Annotated in this window: 13 protein-coding genes; 7 read left to right on the top strand and 6 right to left on the bottom strand. The window is 67.0% G+C overall.

From position 1 onward, the window contains the following. Window positions 1-99 precede the first annotated feature (99 nt). The 3 genes from HMPREF9006_RS07450 (at window position 100) to HMPREF9006_RS07460 (ending at window position 4132) form a co-directional block, all read left to right on the top strand. Window positions 100-1965, top strand: a complete 1866-nt coding sequence (locus HMPREF9006_RS07450) for a ribonucleoside triphosphate reductase (RefSeq protein WP_009212987.1) — start codon at window positions 100-102, stop codon at window positions 1963-1965. A 109-nt stretch (window positions 1966-2074) separates the two neighbouring features. Beyond that, window positions 2075-2773, top strand: a complete 699-nt coding sequence (locus tag HMPREF9006_RS07455; protein ID WP_034232301.1) for an anaerobic ribonucleoside-triphosphate reductase activating protein — start codon at window positions 2075-2077, stop codon at window positions 2771-2773. A 117-nt stretch (window positions 2774-2890) separates the two neighbouring features. Next, window positions 2891-4132, top strand: a complete 1242-nt coding sequence (locus tag HMPREF9006_RS07460) for a variant leucine-rich repeat-containing protein (protein WP_009212989.1) — start codon at window positions 2891-2893, stop codon at window positions 4130-4132. 144 nt (window positions 4133-4276) lie between these two features. Here HMPREF9006_RS07460 and HMPREF9006_RS07465 read toward each other — a convergent pair whose 3' ends face one another. Beyond that, window positions 4277-5425 (bottom strand): acyl-CoA dehydrogenase family protein, encoded by a 1149-nt coding sequence (locus HMPREF9006_RS07465; RefSeq protein WP_009212990.1) that lies wholly within the window; start codon window positions 5423-5425, stop codon window positions 4277-4279. A 192-nt stretch (window positions 5426-5617) separates the two neighbouring features. Here HMPREF9006_RS07465 and HMPREF9006_RS07470 point away from each other — a divergent pair, with 192 nt between their 5' ends. Next, a complete protein-coding gene (locus HMPREF9006_RS07470; RefSeq protein ID WP_009212991.1) occupies window positions 5618-6232 on the top strand; it encodes a LytR C-terminal domain-containing protein in 615 nt (204 codons plus the stop codon). A gap of 33 nt (window positions 6233-6265) precedes the next feature. Here HMPREF9006_RS07470 and HMPREF9006_RS07475 read toward each other — a convergent pair whose 3' ends face one another. The 5 genes from HMPREF9006_RS07475 to HMPREF9006_RS07495 form a co-directional block, all read right to left on the bottom strand. Then, the gene (locus HMPREF9006_RS07475) at window positions 6266-7513 is read right to left on the bottom strand and encodes an App1 family protein (protein ID WP_009212992.1); all 1248 of its coding nucleotides are present in this window, start codon (window positions 7511-7513) and stop codon (window positions 6266-6268) included. 48 nt (window positions 7514-7561) lie between these two features. Beyond that, window positions 7562-8779 (bottom strand): MFS transporter, encoded by a 1218-nt coding sequence (locus HMPREF9006_RS07480; protein ID WP_009212993.1) that lies wholly within the window; start codon window positions 8777-8779, stop codon window positions 7562-7564. Between the two features lie 80 nt (window positions 8780-8859). Then, a complete protein-coding gene (locus HMPREF9006_RS07485; protein WP_009212994.1) occupies window positions 8860-10347 on the bottom strand; it encodes a multicopper oxidase domain-containing protein in 1488 nt (495 codons plus the stop codon). Beyond that, complete coding sequence (locus HMPREF9006_RS07490) at window positions 10340-11635, bottom strand: hypothetical protein (RefSeq protein ID WP_009212995.1); 1296 nt, start codon at window positions 11633-11635, stop codon at window positions 10340-10342. The genes HMPREF9006_RS07485 and HMPREF9006_RS07490 overlap by 8 nt, the downstream gene beginning before the upstream one ends. Then, a complete protein-coding gene (locus HMPREF9006_RS07495) occupies window positions 11632-12966 on the bottom strand; it encodes a hypothetical protein (RefSeq protein ID WP_009212996.1) in 1335 nt (444 codons plus the stop codon). Before HMPREF9006_RS07495 ends, HMPREF9006_RS07490 begins: the two co-directional genes overlap by 4 nt. Before the next feature lie 230 nt (window positions 12967-13196). On the opposite strand from HMPREF9006_RS07495, the gene HMPREF9006_RS10755 reads away from it, so the two are divergent. From HMPREF9006_RS10755 to HMPREF9006_RS10435, 3 genes are read left to right on the top strand one after another with little or no spacing between them, the layout of a single operon-like run. Then, the gene (locus HMPREF9006_RS10755; RefSeq protein WP_198002549.1) at window positions 13197-13796 is read left to right on the top strand and encodes a hypothetical protein; all 600 of its coding nucleotides are present in this window, start codon (window positions 13197-13199) and stop codon (window positions 13794-13796) included. After that, the gene (locus HMPREF9006_RS07505; protein ID WP_009212998.1) at window positions 13793-15379 is read left to right on the top strand and encodes an alpha/beta hydrolase; all 1587 of its coding nucleotides are present in this window, start codon (window positions 13793-13795) and stop codon (window positions 15377-15379) included. Before HMPREF9006_RS10755 ends, HMPREF9006_RS07505 begins: the two co-directional genes overlap by 4 nt. Beyond that, window positions 15339-15836 (top strand): DUF4853 domain-containing protein, encoded by a 498-nt coding sequence (locus HMPREF9006_RS10435; protein ID WP_202812325.1) that lies wholly within the window; start codon window positions 15339-15341, stop codon window positions 15834-15836. Before HMPREF9006_RS07505 ends, HMPREF9006_RS10435 begins: the two co-directional genes overlap by 41 nt. Window positions 15837-15973 lie beyond the last annotated feature (137 nt).

The raw sequence follows: 15973 nt of genomic DNA on the forward strand, positions 1-15973 counted from the left end.
CAACCCCAGCTCCCGGTGCTTCGCCCGCGCAAGCGAGCGCGGATCACCTCGCGCCGGGGCATACATCAGTCACAGAAGAAGCCAGACAGGAGAGGGGCCATGACCAGCGCACCCCGTTATGACGTCGATGCCATCGCAACCGTGGAGGAGTACCTGGACCGCTCCGATTGGCGTGTCAACGCCAACGCGAACCAGGGGTACTCGCTCGGGGGGCTGATCCTGAACTCGGCGGGCAAGATCGTCGCCAACTACTGGCTCGAGCACGTCTATACGCCCGAGATCGCGGCGCCGCACCGCAGCGGCGACTACCACATCCACGACCTGGACATGTTCGCCGGATACTGCGCGGGCTGGTCGCTCAAGCGCCTCATCCAGGAGGGCTTCAACGGTGTCGGCGGGGCCATCGCCTCCGCCCCTCCCCGCCACTTCTCCTCGGCGTGCGGCCAGATCGTCAACTTCCTGGGCACGCTCCAAAACGAGTGGGCGGGCGCTCAGGCATTCTCCTCCTTCGATACGTACATGGCCCCCTTCGTGCGTCTCGACGACATGACCTACGAACAGATCGTCCAGTGCATGCAGGAACTCATCTACAACCTCAACGTTCCCTCCCGCTGGGGGAGCCAGTGCCCCTTCACCAACCTCACCTTCGACTGGACGTGCCCGGACGACCTCGCCGACGAGCACCCCATGGTCGGTGACGAGATCGTCGACTTCACCTACGGGGACCTGCAGCGCGAGATGGACCTCATCAACCGCGCGTTCATCGAGGTCATGACCGGTGGAGACGCCGACGGACGTGTCTTCACGTTCCCCATCCCCACCTACAACATCACCCCCGACTTCGATTGGGAGGGCGAGAACGTTGACGCCCTCTTCGAGATGACCGCCAAGTATGGGCTTCCCTACTTCCAGAACTTCATCAACTCCGACCTGGATCCGCACATGATCCGCTCCATGTGCTGCCGCCTCCAGCTGGACCTGCGCGAGCTGCTCAAACGAGGCAACGGCCTCTTCGGGTCAGCCGAGCTGACCGGATCCATCGGTGTCGTCACGCTCAACATGGCGCGCCTCGGCTACCTCTACAAGGGTGACGAGGCAGGCCTCGTTGCCCAGATGGACCGCCTCATCGACCTGGCCTCCCAGTCTCTCGAGATCAAGCGCGAGACCATCCAGTTCCACATGGACCACGGCCTCTTCCCCTACTCCAAGCGCTACCTGGGGACGCTGGACAACCACTTCTCCACCATCGGCGTCAACGGCATGAACGAGATGGTGCGCAATTTCAGCGACGACGCCTACGACCTCACGGACCCGCGGGGCTTCGACCTGTGCGTGCGAATCCTCGACCGCGTGCGCGAGCGAATGGTCGAGCTGCAAGAGGCGACCGGCCACATGTACAACCTTGAGGCCACGCCCGCCGAGGGCACCACCTATCGCTTTGCCAAGGAGGATCGCAAGCGCTTCGCCGACATCATCCAGGCAGGAACCGAGGCCGAACCCTACTACACGAACTCCTCCCAGCTTCCCGTCGCCTACACCGATGACCCCTTCCAGGCCCTCGAAGACCAGGAGATCCTCCAGGGCAAGTACACGGGCGGAACGGTCCTGCACCTGTACATGGGGGAGCGCGTCTCTTCCGGAGCGGCCTGCAAGGAGATGGTGCGCCGATCCCTCACCGCCTTCAAGGTCCCCTACATCACGATCACCCCGACTTTCTCGATCTGCCCGGTCCACGGATACCTGGCGGGAGAACACCTCACCTGCGACAAGTGTGCCGCGGCCCACCCGGGTGACGAGCCGCAGGCCTGCGAGGTGTGGACACGAGTCATGGGATACTTCCGCCCCGTTCAGTCCTTCAACATCGGCAAGAAGGGCGAGTACCACGAGCGTCGGATGTTCTCCGAACAGGCCGCCGGCTCGCACGGTGAACTCGTCAGCGCATTCCCCCCGGCGGGAAGCCGCTGACGTGAGCAGGTCTGCCCAGGGCGGCTGCCCAGCATCTCCCCCGACGCCCCCCAAGGCCTCGGGCGAGGCGCGCGGGGCAGCCCCCGGGAAGGCATGGGGGCCGCAGGATCTGCAGATCGCCGGCCTGGTGCCCATGTCGACCGTCGACTGGCCCGGTAAATTCGTCGCCTCCCTGTTCCTGCAGGGCTGTCCCTGGGCATGTCCGTACTGCCATAACAGCGCGATCATTGACCCGCGCATCCCCGGAGTGGTCGCGTGGTCCTCCCTCGAAGAACTTCTCGCGCGCAGGCGAGGCCTCCTCGATGGGGTCGTGTTCTCCGGCGGCGAGGCCACCCGGCAGATCGCCTTGGCCTCGGGGATGGCGCGCGTGCGCGAACTCGGCTTCGCGGTGGGCCTGCACACCGCCGGGCCCTACCCGGGGCGCCTCGCGAACCTGCTGGACGAGGGCCTCGTCGACTGGGTCGGCATCGACCTGAAGGCCATGCCCGACCACTACGAGGCGGTGGCCGGGCGCGTGGGAGCGGGAGAGAAGGCGTGGTCCTCCCTCGAGATCCTCCTTGCCCACCCCGACGTGGACCACGAGGTGAGACTCACCGTCTACCCCGACGGCCCGCGTGACGGCCTCGACGTGGCGCGCGCCGCCCGGGATCTGGGCGTTAGATGTTTCGCCCTTCAGCAGGCGCGCGAGGTCGGCACCCCGGCGGGATTTGTCTCCACCAGGCCCGGCTGGGACGACCAGGTGCGCGCGCTCGCGGAAGACATTGACAACCTCGGTTTTGACAGCTTCGTGTTTCGAGGCGGTTCATGAGTGTTTTGTCAAGTGACAGCGCCGCATGGTGGAAAATGCACAAGGTAAATTTTCGCCTGCGACGTGCGGGCGCGGTATGGTGTAACAACTGCATGACCGTTGAATCTTGGAGTAGCGATGGCAGAAGAGCTGCATTTCGACAACCCTGCGGCGGCAGCCCAGGATCCATCGACCGACGCTGAGGCGCTGCGCCAGCTGGCCTATCGCTACCCCGAGTTGCGCCCAGCCGTCGCCGCGCACCCGCACGCCTATCGCGGTCTCCTCGACTGGTTGCACCAGTTCAACGACCCGGCCGTCAACGCCGCCCTTGAGGCGCGCGACGACTACGACGGATACATCGACTCCAACGGGTACCTCGTCATGCACGGCGACGTGTCGGGTGCGGTCGCGGGTTCCTCGATCCGAACCTCCGAGTCCGGCATGTACGTCCTGGGTCAGGGCGGCGTCAACTCCTACTCCCAGGTGGAGAGGACCACGCCATACTCCGCGGTCGTCGGCTCCAGCGCGCCCGTCCCGCAGGTGGACGCCCGCGAACAGGTCGTCGCGCAGGTGCAGCGCCAGTCCATCATGGGGAGCAAAGCGCCAAACGATGCCCAGGCAACCGCGGCCTACCCAGCCGCCTCCGTCGGGAGCGCCTACCCGAGCGCATCCGGTCCCGCACGCCCCCAGAACATGCCGCAGGCGTATCCGGGGGCGGGAGCCTCCTATCAGGTCCAGCCCACGGCGCAACAGGGAACGCCGGCGGAGGAGACCGAATCGGGCGGACGCCGCGGCATCTCCGTCATGGCCATCGTCCTCACCATTCTTGGCGTGATCGCGGTGATCCTCCTCGGATTTGTCATCTACGTGTTCACGCGCGGCTACGAGGGGCCCACCCCCGGGGCAAATGCGAGCCCGTCGCCGACCTCAACGGCAACGGACGCGTCGCCCTCTCCGAGCGCCAGCTCCGAGGAACCCGCCAAGTATCCGGCCCCGGCCGGCGCGCTAGCCGTGGACTCCTTCTCCTCCCCGTCGGGCAACATCACCTGCTCCTTCAGCGCCGACGGCGTCAGCTGCGGTATCAGCGAGTCTGACTGGGCCGATGACGGCTACAGCTCGTGCCCCAGCAATCAGGTCGGCGTCCTGTCGGCGACGAAGGACAAGGCAGCCCAGTCCTGCGCGAACCGGGCGCCCTCGGGCGGCAACGCTCTCGCATACGGGGCGGCGGCCGCCAAGGGCGACTACGCCTGCCATTCCACCCAGGACGGGATCAGCTGCTGGAACACGAAGAGCGGCCAGTCCTTCGCGCTGGCGCGCGGCGGATGGATGACCGGCTCGACGGGCGAGATCAGCCCCGATAAGTTCCGCTGGAACCAGTAGGTGGCAGTCACGCGAGGCGGGCCCCGAGGAGACTCGGAGCCCGCCTCCCTGTCTGTCCCGACGACGCCCGGGGTCGGCCGTGTTCCCATCCCGCGCGGCGCCGGCTCCCTGGCCCCACCCAGCCGGTGCCTCGTCCCCGGACGCCTACTCGGCCTTCTCGATGGGGCCCAGGATCAGGTTCGCCCACGCGGCGTGCAGGGACTCCTGATCGGAGGGCTGGAAGAGGCCGGCGAGCGCGTCTCGGTACAGGCGCGAGAGTTCGTGCGAGTTGTAGTAGGCGCTGCCCCCGCACGCGCGCATCGCCTGCTCGACCGCGCGCAGCGTGGCCTCGGCCGCCGCGTTCTTCGCGGCGGACAGCTGCGGCATCCAGGACCGGCCGCGGTCAACGCCCGCGTCAACGTCGCGCGCGAGCTCGCGAATCTGGGGGCCGACCGCGTTCATCAGCAGGGCGGCCTCGGCGATGCGCCACCGGATGTCCGGGTCGTTGGAGTACGTCGTCTGGTTCTTGACCGACCGCCTCGTTGCGACGTGCTCGGCCGCCACCTCGACGGCGCGCTCGCCCACGCCCTGGTAGGTGGCGGCCAGCAGGATCTCGAAGTGGGAAAAGATCCCGAAGATGACCGGGTCGGTGCTGGGGCCGGGATCCGTCACCGTGAGAATGCGCTCCGCGGGTACTTCCACGCCCTGCAGGAGGGTCGTCATGGACTGGGTGGCGCGCATCCCCAGGGTGTCCCAGTCGTCCTTGATCGTATAGCCTGGATCGCCCCGGTGGACGATTCCGAACACGGACTTGGGGCCCTCCTCGGTCTCGGCCCGCCCGAAGACGAGCAGACGCGTCCACACGGGGGACAGGGACGTGAAGATCTTGGTTCCCTCGAAGGAGTATCCTCCCGCTTCGTTCGCGGTCGCGCGCGTCGTGGAGCCGAAGAGAACGAGGTCGTTGCCGGGTTCGGAGATGCCGAAGCCGAAGACCTCGCCGGCGGCCGCGTCGCGCAGGATCTGCTCGCCTCGCGCGTTGCCGTGGGCGACCAGGTAGCGACCGAGACCCACGATGATCTGATGCATGTTGATGCCCAGTGCCGTGCCGGGAGCCGCCTTGGCCAGCGCCGTCTGCTCGGCGGCGATCTCGGCGAGCGTTAGCCCCGCGCCACCGAACTCGACGGGAACGAAGGCGCGGAGGTAGCCGGCCGCGCTCAGGTCCGCGAGGTCCTCCGCCGGGTAGGTGTTGGCGGCGTCGGCGAGGCCGGCGCGCTCGTGGATGCGGGAGCGCAGGTCGGGTGTCAGGAAGCTCAATGTCTGCCTCTTTCGGATTGGTGTGTGGGGCAACGCCTCGGTCCCGTGCGCAAACTCGGACGGGGCCGACGGGAATCAGTCGCATGTGAGGGTGCCCTTACTGTACGCCGACCTCGGCGCGTGGGCGAGATGTCACACGTGCGACGGAGCGCCCCCTGGCCGCGGAGCGCCCCCATTAGCTAGGGTGGGGTTGTGAGTACTCCGAACGCGCCCCACCCCGCCCTGACTCCGCGCGAGCGTTTCCTGCGCGAGCGGCAACAGCGTCAAAACACGACGTTCTCCATCATCGGCGTCGCGATGATCGCGGCCGCGGTGTTGGCGGCTCTGGTGTTCACCGGGCTCCTGCCCATTCCTTTCGGCAACGGCTTCTCGGAGAAGATCAAGTACGCGGAGGTCGGCGACGTGCCGTGCCCGACCCAGAGCGCTAAGCCGGTGCCCCCCTCCCAGATCAGCGTCACCGTCATCAACACCACGCAGCATGCGGGCCTGGCCAGCAAGGCCTCGGACATGCTGGCGACCGCGGGATTCCAGATGCAAGAACCCGACAACGCGGAGGTCGAGTACACGGGCAAGGTGCGCATCACGGCGGGAGCCTCGGCGGTCGACGCGGCATACTCGGTTGCCCGCTTCTTCCCGGGTGCGCGCGTGCGTCTCAGCGACGCGACGGACTCGTCAGTGAAGGTCGAACTCGGCACCTTCTACGACGGGGCGATGAGCGCCGAGGACGTTCAGCGCGTCTTGAAGTCCTCCGATTCGGTTGAACAGCCCACCAAGTGTCTGCCGATGTCGGGCACGCACGACAAGTAGTCCACGCGTCCAGCGCCCGGCAGATCGGGCGCGTCAGTGTGGCGTGAGGGGCCCCACCGTGCCGCGGCCTCGGATATTGTGAAGCAGCGCCTCCCCATCGGATCCGTACCAGACGGGCACGCCCTCGGGAACGGTCCACAGGGCGTCCGGGACCATCGCCTCGAAGCTGCCGTGCGCCATGAATTGCTCGATTTCGGACAGCGAACGAATCGCGATTCCGGCGACGTTGCGCGGGAAGTCTCGCGCAAACTCGGCGTAGATCTCGGGGTCGCGCTGCCCGTCGTCGCCCACGAGGAGCCAGCGCATCTGCGGGAACATGCGCGCCAGGCGGCGCAGCTCCCGGCGCTTGTGCTCGGGGCCGGAACGGAACCATCCCGTGTTGGAGGGGCCGAAGTCCGTCATGAGGAATCCGCCCGCCGGGTAGCCGCTGCGCTCCAGGAACGAACGAACGGTGGGCACGACGTTCCACGCCCCGGTCGACAGGTACATGATGGGCGAGTGAACGCCCGGGGGGACGTCCTCGGAGGAGGCGGAGGCGGTGGTCAGCGTCGTCAGCAGGTGGGCCATGCCGGGGACCGCTTCACGGGAGGAGACGCGGTCGACGAACGCGTGCTTGGCTGCCGTCACAAGGCGCGGCAGCATCGAGACCATGACGGTGTCGTCAATGTCGGAGACGACGCCGAATCGCTCCTGGTCGGAGACGATGCGCACGCGTACGCAGGCCGGACGCCCGGCGCGGATACGTCCCTTGCGGGGACGCTCGTGCATCGCCGAGGCGGGGGCGGGCAGGGGGGTAGCGGTACGTAAGGTGGCCGCGAGCTTGGCGGCGGTGTCCTCTGACATGCCCAGGGCGCGAACGTCACCGGCATGCAGAACCTGAATCGTCGCGTCGTGCCAGCCGGGCGTCAGGCCGTGGCCCAGGATCGTCATATCGACGAAGCCGCCGCGGTCCGCAAATGCGAGCCTGCGGGCCCGACCAACCGTGACGAGAACCGGCTGGCGGGGAACCTGCGCGTTGAAAAACTGGCGCCAGCCCCGCCGTGTTTGCAACCAGGAGCGTCCGTCGTCGCCGCGCGCCATGAGAACCCGGCCGAGGATTCGGGCGCTGCGCTGGGACCCGATCCCACCGAATCCGACGACTCCCGGGTAGTACCAGCCCTTCGACATGGCCGCGACGAGCAGCGTTGACGCCAGCTCGCCCGCGCCGGCCGTGAGGGCCAGTGCGAGCGAGGGAGATTCGTCGTCGATGAGTGGTGGTCGCAAACGCATTAGGCCAATCATAGGGCTTCCCACCCCCCGCGGCGCAAGAACCGTCGGAGGGCAGGGAAGTCAGTCGAGCGGAAGCCTGGGGGTGGGGGCGGCATCGGTCGTGCGCAGGGTACGCAGTCCGATGAGCATGAGGAGGACCATCGCCCATCCGGCTCCGGCCATGGTGTAGAGGCCGCCGCGCGCGCCCACCGCGTCGATTGCCGGACCGGCGATGGCGGTTCCCAGCGAGGTGCCCAGATTGATCGAGGTCGACATCCAGGTCAATCCCTCGGTGAGTTTTCCGGCCGGGACTGACTTCTGGATGATGACGTTGACGTTCGTCATCGTGGGCGCGCAGGTGACGCCCGTGATGAGGATGACGACCGTCATCGCCCACAGGTTGAGGGCGAAGGGGAAGGCGCTCATTCCCAGCGCCATTGCGACGACACCCATCACGAAGAGTTGCCAGGTGGGCCGCCGCCACGTGCGAGCTCCGTACACGAGTGCGGCCGCCAGCGATCCGATCGAAAAGATCGCCAGGAGGATCCCGCCGAGCGCGGGCGCGCCTCGCTCCTCGGTGAAGCTGACCATGGACACTTCCATCGCGCCAAACGTCATGCCCATGCCGATGTAGGTCGCGGCCATGACAAGGACGACGGGTTTGCGGATGACGGACTCGCGGGGTGTATCCGGGTCGTGGGGAATGATCGCGGGTTCGGAGGATCGACGCGACAGGAAGAGGGCGCCCCCGACCGCGAGGCTGGTGATCGAAATGACGAGTCCGCTGGCGGGGTGCACGGCTGTGCCGAGAACGGTGGAGAGCACGGGGCCGACGATGTAGACGAACTCGTCGACGGCGGACTCGAGGGCGTAGGCCGTCGTGAGTTGGCCGGGCTTGCGCAGGATCGTTGACCAGCGCGAGCGCACGAGCGCGCCGGGCGCTCCCCACGTGGCGCCGGCGAGGGCTGCCGGGATGAAGAGCAGCCACTCGGGTGCGTGCATGATGACGGCGGTGACGAGCGCACACATCGACAGGGTGGAGACGATCCACGCGGGGCCCATGACGCGCAGCTGTCCGTGGCGGTCCACGAGGCGCGCCAGGAGCGGTGCGCAGATCGCCATGACGACGATGTTGACGGCGGAGACGGCGCCCGCGAGGGTGTAGTTGCCGTACTCGGCGCGCACCATCAGGATGGTTGACAATCCGACCATCGACATGGGCAGACGCAGCACAAGTCCAGCCGCGGAAAATTTCCAGGCGTCCCGGTAGCGCAGAATGTCGAGATAGGTGCCGAGCATCCGCTCATTCTACCGCTGGAGGATCGGCGGGTGCGGGCTGGGAATGTGGCGTTCGCACACCGCCGGGCGGCGCCCTGCCGTCAGTCGCTCACCTCGAAGACCCCAACCTGCCCCTTCTCGGCCAGAGACAGCGCATGGTTGACGAAGGAGTAGTGCCCGGCCTCGACGGGGGTGAACTCCACGAAGCCGCCTTCAGCGGCCCCGAGGGCGAGCACCTGACCCCAACCGCCGCCGCTGCCGCCGCCCCGGATCACGTAGGCGCCCTCGCGCCACACGGTGTCGAACTGGGTGCCCACCACGTGGAAGGTGGTTGCCAGGTTGGGGCCGGCGTCCATGACCCACACGCGCACGCGCTCACCGGTCTTGACTTCGATGGGGTGCGCCTTGTACTGGAAGGGCACGCCGTTGAACGCCATCGCATTGGGTTGCAGCGCCGACAGGAGCGAGGCGTCGGCGCTCTGCCCGTCGCCGCCCAGGTAGAGCTCGGAGGCGATCATGACGTACTCGCGATCGACGCCATCCAGGTCGGTCGGGTCGATGATGACGGCGCCGAACATGCCGTTGGCGATGTGCATCGACATGGGGGCGGTCGAGCAGTGGTAGAGCCAGATTCCGGCGTTCTTTGCGACGAAGGTGTAGTCCAGGCTCTGCCCCGGCTCGATCGAGCGCATGACGTTGTCGGGGGCGACCAGGCCCGCGTGGAAGTCCAGAGAATGGCTCATCGTACCGTTGTTGACAAGAGTGATGTGGAAGGTGTCTCCGACGTGGCCGCGCAAGATCGGCCCCGGCGCATCACCGTTGAACGTCCACGTCTCGCGCGTCAGGGAGTCGGTGACGCGCGCGGTCTGCTCGGTGACGGTGAACGTGTAGTGGCGCTCGGTCTCGTTTGTGGCTGGCGGCAGGACCGGGTCGCGTGCGTCGATCGTCGCGGCGTAGTCGGTCAGCTCGGTTGGGCTCGCGGGACCCGACGAGGCGCCGTGGCCGTGATCGTGGGAGTGAGTGGACGGCGCGGGCGTGGAGGAGGATCCCGGCGATGAGGCGCCGACGGCCTGCACGTGGATCGTCATGCCCGCCTGGCGGTGGCCGGGCAACGAGCACCAACCCTCCATGTCCCCCGACACGATCCCCAGGTCCAGTTCCTTCGTTTCCCCGGTGGCGAGCGAACCGGAGGTGACACCCGACTCGAACACGAGGTCGTGACGCTGATCCCCGGAGTTCGTGAAGTCGACGATCAGGCGATCCCCGATGGGGACCTCGATGTGGTTCGGGGTGAAGGACATTCCCTCGACGCCCACAGCGACGCGCGTCGTGTGCCCGGTCGCGGTCACGGACGAGGCGCCCGGTACCGTCGCTCCCTCCTGGGCGGTGGTGGCCGAGGGGGAGGACAGGAAGACCGCCAGCGCGAGAGCAACGACCGAGACGACGCCGACGATCGCCCCGGCTGTCCTGTTCACGGGCGCGTGGTCGCCCGCAGGGCTGACGCGCGCCTTGAGGGTCGGTCTTGCGGAAGATTCCTTCGGGGCATCGCCGCGGGGCGACGGAGACGAGGAGAGGGTGAGGTCAGCCACGGCGGACTCCTTGCTGTGAGGGGGATGAGGCGGCCCGCTTGGCGCGCGCCTGGGCCACGCCGCAGCGGGCCATGAGGACGATATCGATGACGTAGGTGGAGAGCAGGACAACCCACGCGGCTATTGTCAGGCGCAGCGCCTGCGCGCCGGCCAGGGATGCGACGGACAACGCGAAGACTGCGGCGATGTTGCGGCTTGCCTCGCGGATGGGGGCTCCGGCCTCGAGAACCGCGATGCCGACCCGAACCGCGGAGGGGCCGCCGCCGATGACGACGGGCATCATGTAGGCCAGCGCGCCCACGAACACCTGGCCGAGGCCCGCCGCACCCAGGATCGGCAGCCACGGCAGGAATGCGGCGCGCAACGCGGATGCGTCCCCCGCTTCAAAGGCGTGCAGGCAGGCGCCCGCTCCTGCGACGAGAATCCACGCGCCGCCCAGGACGAGAGACCAAGCCCCGTACTCCGAGGGGCCCTTGGCACAGGCGGCGCGTCCCAGTGGAACACCCACGCCGAGCGCTGCCGCACCGATCACGATCAGCAGACCCAGGGAGGCAATCCTCATGGATCCGATGAGGGCTCCCACCTCCGAGGTAACCAGGCCTGCGACCCACAGGGGCAGTGCGGTTGTCGCGAAGGAGACCGCCGCCGGGTCCATGCGCGTGCGCATGGCGGTGGGGCCGAGTGTGACCATGGTTCCGCCCATTGTCAGGCCAACCCACCCCGCGACTCCCGCCATCGCGTGCGCAACCGTCAACCGGTCGCGCGCGGACGTGAGCCAGTCGGGTGCCCCGGGGTCAAACATCGCCACCGTGACGAGGCCCGCCAGGATGGCTCCGACAACGAGGAAGAACGCGGCCGCGATGTAGTAGCGGATGATCACCGCAAAGCGGGAGGCCAGACGCTCGCGCGATGCGCTCAGCAGCGCGTATCCGTGCCAGGATGCAACGATACCTACCGCGCTCGCTCCGGCGACCGTTACCACCCATGCTCCCGCCCACATCCCGGCGATCAGGGCAACGAGAGAGGCATTGAAGATCGCGATGCGCACGGTGTTATCGCGCCCTGCCCTGCTCTCCGTCGGGCCCAGGTGAGCCAGGGCCCGCACGAAGTACCAGGACCACTGGAAGATCCCGTTGGAGAGCACCCCCAGCGTCACGAGGTGAATCGTGGTCCACAGGTTCTGAGGGATGAGGCCGCGCGCGACGATCGTCACCGCAGCAGCGCCGGTCGCGAGGCACAGCCACACCGTGGTCAGGCGATCCGTGCGGGCCACACGAGGTTTCTTCACGCTTCCTCCCCGGGGGCGGAGCGGGGAGCGGAGGAGAGGGCTTCGCGGGCGAGGCGGAGCTCCCGCGACGCCGCCCGGGCGCGACGAATGGTGAGGGCGAGAGTGGTTCCCACGAAGAGCAGCATCCCCATGACGGCGAGGGTGCCGCCCAGGCGCCACGGGAAATCCGCCTTGCGTGCGCCCGCCAGCAGCCGCAGGGCCAGCGATAGCTGCAGGAACACGAAGGGTACCCACATCGCCCAGTGGTAGGGAACCTCGCGGCGTGCAACCGCGGGGATGATCACGGGAGCGTGAGCCAGAAGCATCGAGACCACGAAGCCGATCGTGATCGCGTGGACCGAGGCGTCGTAGCCGTAGCCGTCGAAGGCGGGCGGTGCGACCACCCACAGGATGGATGGAACGAGCGCCCACCCGTAGCCGCTGAGCATGCACGCCCCCGCCAGTCGGGGGAGCCCCGACGTGCGCACGGTGCCCCTGGCCACGTCGTGCCACGCGGTGTCCGCGACGAGGATGCCCAGGGACGCGCCGATTAACGGGTAGCCCAGAAAGGGCGCGAAGAGGGCGAGCGCAAGGCCGACCATGAGCGCCGCGCACTCGACCGTGATGCGACGCTGCGTCGAGCCCGTGGCGAACGCGAGGCGCGCCAACTCGACGCGTTCGCCGACGATGGTGACGACGAGGAACGCGAGCCACCACGTGACCACCCGAGGGGTGTCGACCCCGCGCCACCACAGCAGTATGCCGCCCAGACCGATGAGCGCCCCCAGCAACTGGATGAGCACGGCGTGGCTCGCCTGCCTGCGCGACCACACGTAGCAGTAGATGCTCGCCAGGGTCGTCATTCCCGCCGTCATGAGGAATCCCGGCATCATTCGTTCCGGCGCGAATCCGGCCAGGTGTGCGGCTGCGAGGCGCGGGATCGGAAGGCCCGACAGGGCATTCCTGACCGCTGGGTTCAGCGCGACGACGATCGCGCTCACGCCGCCGGCTCCCGTCAGCAGGGGGGCCGCGTACGCCCAGATGCGTCGCCCGTCCGACTGCAACGCGACCGCGCGCTCCAGGCCTATCGCAGTACCCAGGAAGCCGTAGATCATGAGGAGTCCGTGGATCGAGCCGAGAGAGGTCGAGGGGACCGGCGCCAGGGCGCCCAGGCGCACGAGGGAGGCGTCCAGGCCGGCGAGCAGGGCTGCTCCGGCCAGGGCGAGGAAGGCCAGGCGTCCGACGGGCAGGGCCGGGATCGCGGGCGCCGTGCGCGGCGCATGTGCCGCGGGGTTCGCGGGGGTTTCATCGGGGCGCGTGGCCCTATTGGGGGGCCGAGTCGACTCGCTCATGTCGGGTCTCCTGGGGGTTGGCGGGCTGCCGGTGTGAGGTCCACCCGGGGGATAGTGCCACGTTATCTGCCCGGGCGGGACTTTTCTAGGGGTGGGTTCAGTGAAATTGTGTTGCGGGGCGCATTGTCAAGGGGGGCGTCGCGGGTCGGACGTCTGGATGCTCAAAACATGTCCATCCGGTAACATTACGCGAGCCGTCAGTCGAGAGTTTCGAACAATTGGAGTGAATGATGAGCGACCTGTCATTCGTCGCGGGCGAGTTCCCAGGCCTTGCCTCGACTTCCCGGGAGGCGGCCGAGGCCGTCCGCTCGGCGCGACCGGAGGGCGGAGGTAGCGCATTCGCCTCCGCGATGCCCGGCACGCCGCTGTCCTCCGACATGCAGGGGGCCGAGGAGAAGATCGCCGACCGGAGCATGGACAATGCGAAAGATCTCGAACAGGCCGCAGACTCCCTCGAGTCTTCCGAGCGTGACTTCATCGCGGCCGAGGAGGAGAATGGGCAGCTCATCGGCTCCATCATGCCCGAGCAGGGTGGTGCCAGCACCGCGACGGGACACAGCTACGGCAGGGCGACGGTCGGCTCCGCGGGTGACGATGTGAGCTTTGGGAGTCCCGGAGTGGGACATAGCTACGGTAGGGGTGGCTCCGCGGGTGATGATGTGAGTTTTGGGAGTCCTGGAGTGGGACATAGCTACGGTAAGGGCGGGTCCGCCGATGGTAGCCGCCCCTACGACGGGGGCGGCGGCGTCGAAGCAAAGCCCTATACCGGGGGAGCAAAGGTTGAGGCGAAGCCCTTTAGCGAAGAACTCGGCGGGGTGGTCAACCTATGAACTGGTCAGATCTTCTCCAGTGGGAGGGCAATCCCCTGTCCCAGCAGGCCCAAGTGTATGAGCAGCAAGCGCAGGCCGTGACAAACGCGAGCGAAGACCTGAGCGACCGGGCAAACGGCCTGTCGGGTTCCGGCCAAACGGTGACCGCCGCCCAGCAGGCGCTGCGCAAGAACGTCGAGGAGATGAGAAAGCAGGCGGAGAGCCTGCATTCGCTCGCCACCATCTCCGGTGACGCCGCTAAGGGAGCCGACGAGATAGGCAAAGCTGCCAGGAAGCTCGACCAAGACGCGGCCGACAAGTCGATCAAGATCGGAGCCGACGGATCCGTTGACTACGTCGGGAAGAAGGCGGGGTCACTTATCGGTGGTACCCAGATCATGACGAACATGGCGGCCGTTGCTGACACTGTCTCCCTGATCAAGTTTGAGGCCGACGAGCTCGTCAAGGACATTCAGAAGAACATCGCCGCGGTGGAATCGGGTGGGAAGCCTCAGACTAGTGGGGGCGGGGGTTCTCGGCTCGACCGTATGAAGCTGCCCCCCAAGGGGGCCAGCCCGGACGAGGTCGCCAAGTGGTGGTCCTCGCTCACCGACGCCGAGAAGAAGGAGATGGTCAGACGCCACTCGAGGGAGATCGGGAACCTGAACGGCGTAGAGGCAACCTGGCGGGATAAGGCAAACCGCAACAACCTGGCCGAGGATCTCAAGGCAGAGCGACAGAAGCTCAAAGAGCAAGAAGATAATGCTCTGCGTTACCCAACTCCCCAGAATATTCTGGACTTAAGACAGACGCGGAAACGCATCACCCAGATGGAGAACGTCGAAAAGGTTCTTGATAAGTCAAGTAAAGACGGTATCCAGCGGCAGCTCGTCTGCTTCGATTCCTCCGATCGAGATGTTCTCGCAGCCGTTACGCAGGGCAACATTGACACGGCCGACCATGTCGCGGTAAACGTCCCGGGCATGCGTTCGAACCTCGCCGATAACCTGGACTACTACGACTCGGTGTCGGGACTCATGCGTGAGAACGCAGAGAAGCACTCCAATGGGCAAAGCGTTGCGGTCGTTACCTACATGGACTATCGAGCTCCCCAGGGGGTCGAGGAGGTTGTGGATATCAACTATGCGAAGACCGGGTCAGACCGGCTGGCCGGATTCCTCACCGGCCTGGACGCCTCCCGCGAGCACGGTGCCGGCGACGCGCATATTACCCCCGTCGGTCACTCCTTTGGGTCGACGACGGTGGGCATGGCGCTGACGAAGATCCCGCCGGGCGTCGCCGACGACAGCGTTCAAATCGGTTCTCCCGGATCGGGCGTCCAGGATGTCTCGGAGTTCAACATTCCGAAGGGTCACGCCTATGTCGGTGCAGCGCGTTACTGGGACGATATGGTCCAGGGGTTTGGTGACGACGGTAGGTTCGGAAAGAATCCCGACACGATGCCGGGTTACAAGCACATCTCTGGAGATGTCGGTCAAGACGGCTATTACGGTCCTATTGGGCGCCACTCTGGGTACTTCAACGAGGGCAGTCCGGCTCTCGATGACATCTCGAGAGTCATCGCGGGTAAGGAACCGAAGTAGGCCACCCGACGGCCGCTATCCCTGCGGCCGTCGCCGCGATGATGGCGGCATTCTGTGCGTCCTCAGAAGGAGGAAGAAGTATGAATCCGGAAGAGAAGGAAAGGCTGGAGCTGGCCGCATCGTTGGAGTCGATCGAGGTCTTCCAGCGGGATGTGGAGCCCGTGATCGTTCGCGCGCTGTCTTCGACGCGGCCCTGGCACCCCTCGGCTTCGATTGCCGACAGGATGCCTACGAGGGTGAGGGCGGAACCACGGACACGGTCCTGGCGTGGACGAGCGAGCGCTACGGTGTCACCGTCCACTTCCTGGTGTCGCAGTCCTGGCTCACGTCCTTCAACTACTACACGGGTGAGCTGCGCAGCGACGGATCCGGCGCGGACCCAACGGTGCTGGCGGACCTGCCGGGCCGCGTGCCCGCCTGGTTTGCCGCGGCGCGCTCGAGTGCTCCCGGCAGCTAGGCGGAGGCTCGTGGGTACGCGTGACAAGCGGGGTTGACACGCTCAGGGGGGTGCTCGATCGAGCACCCCCCTCGCGCAACCAGCTTGAGGAGGCGCTGACGCTGCCGCAGATGATCGCCGTGTCGAGGAACGCGGGG

This window comes from Actinomyces sp. oral taxon 180 str. F0310, assembly GCF_000185285.1.
Taxonomy (GTDB): domain Bacteria; phylum Actinomycetota; class Actinomycetes; order Actinomycetales; family Actinomycetaceae; genus Pauljensenia.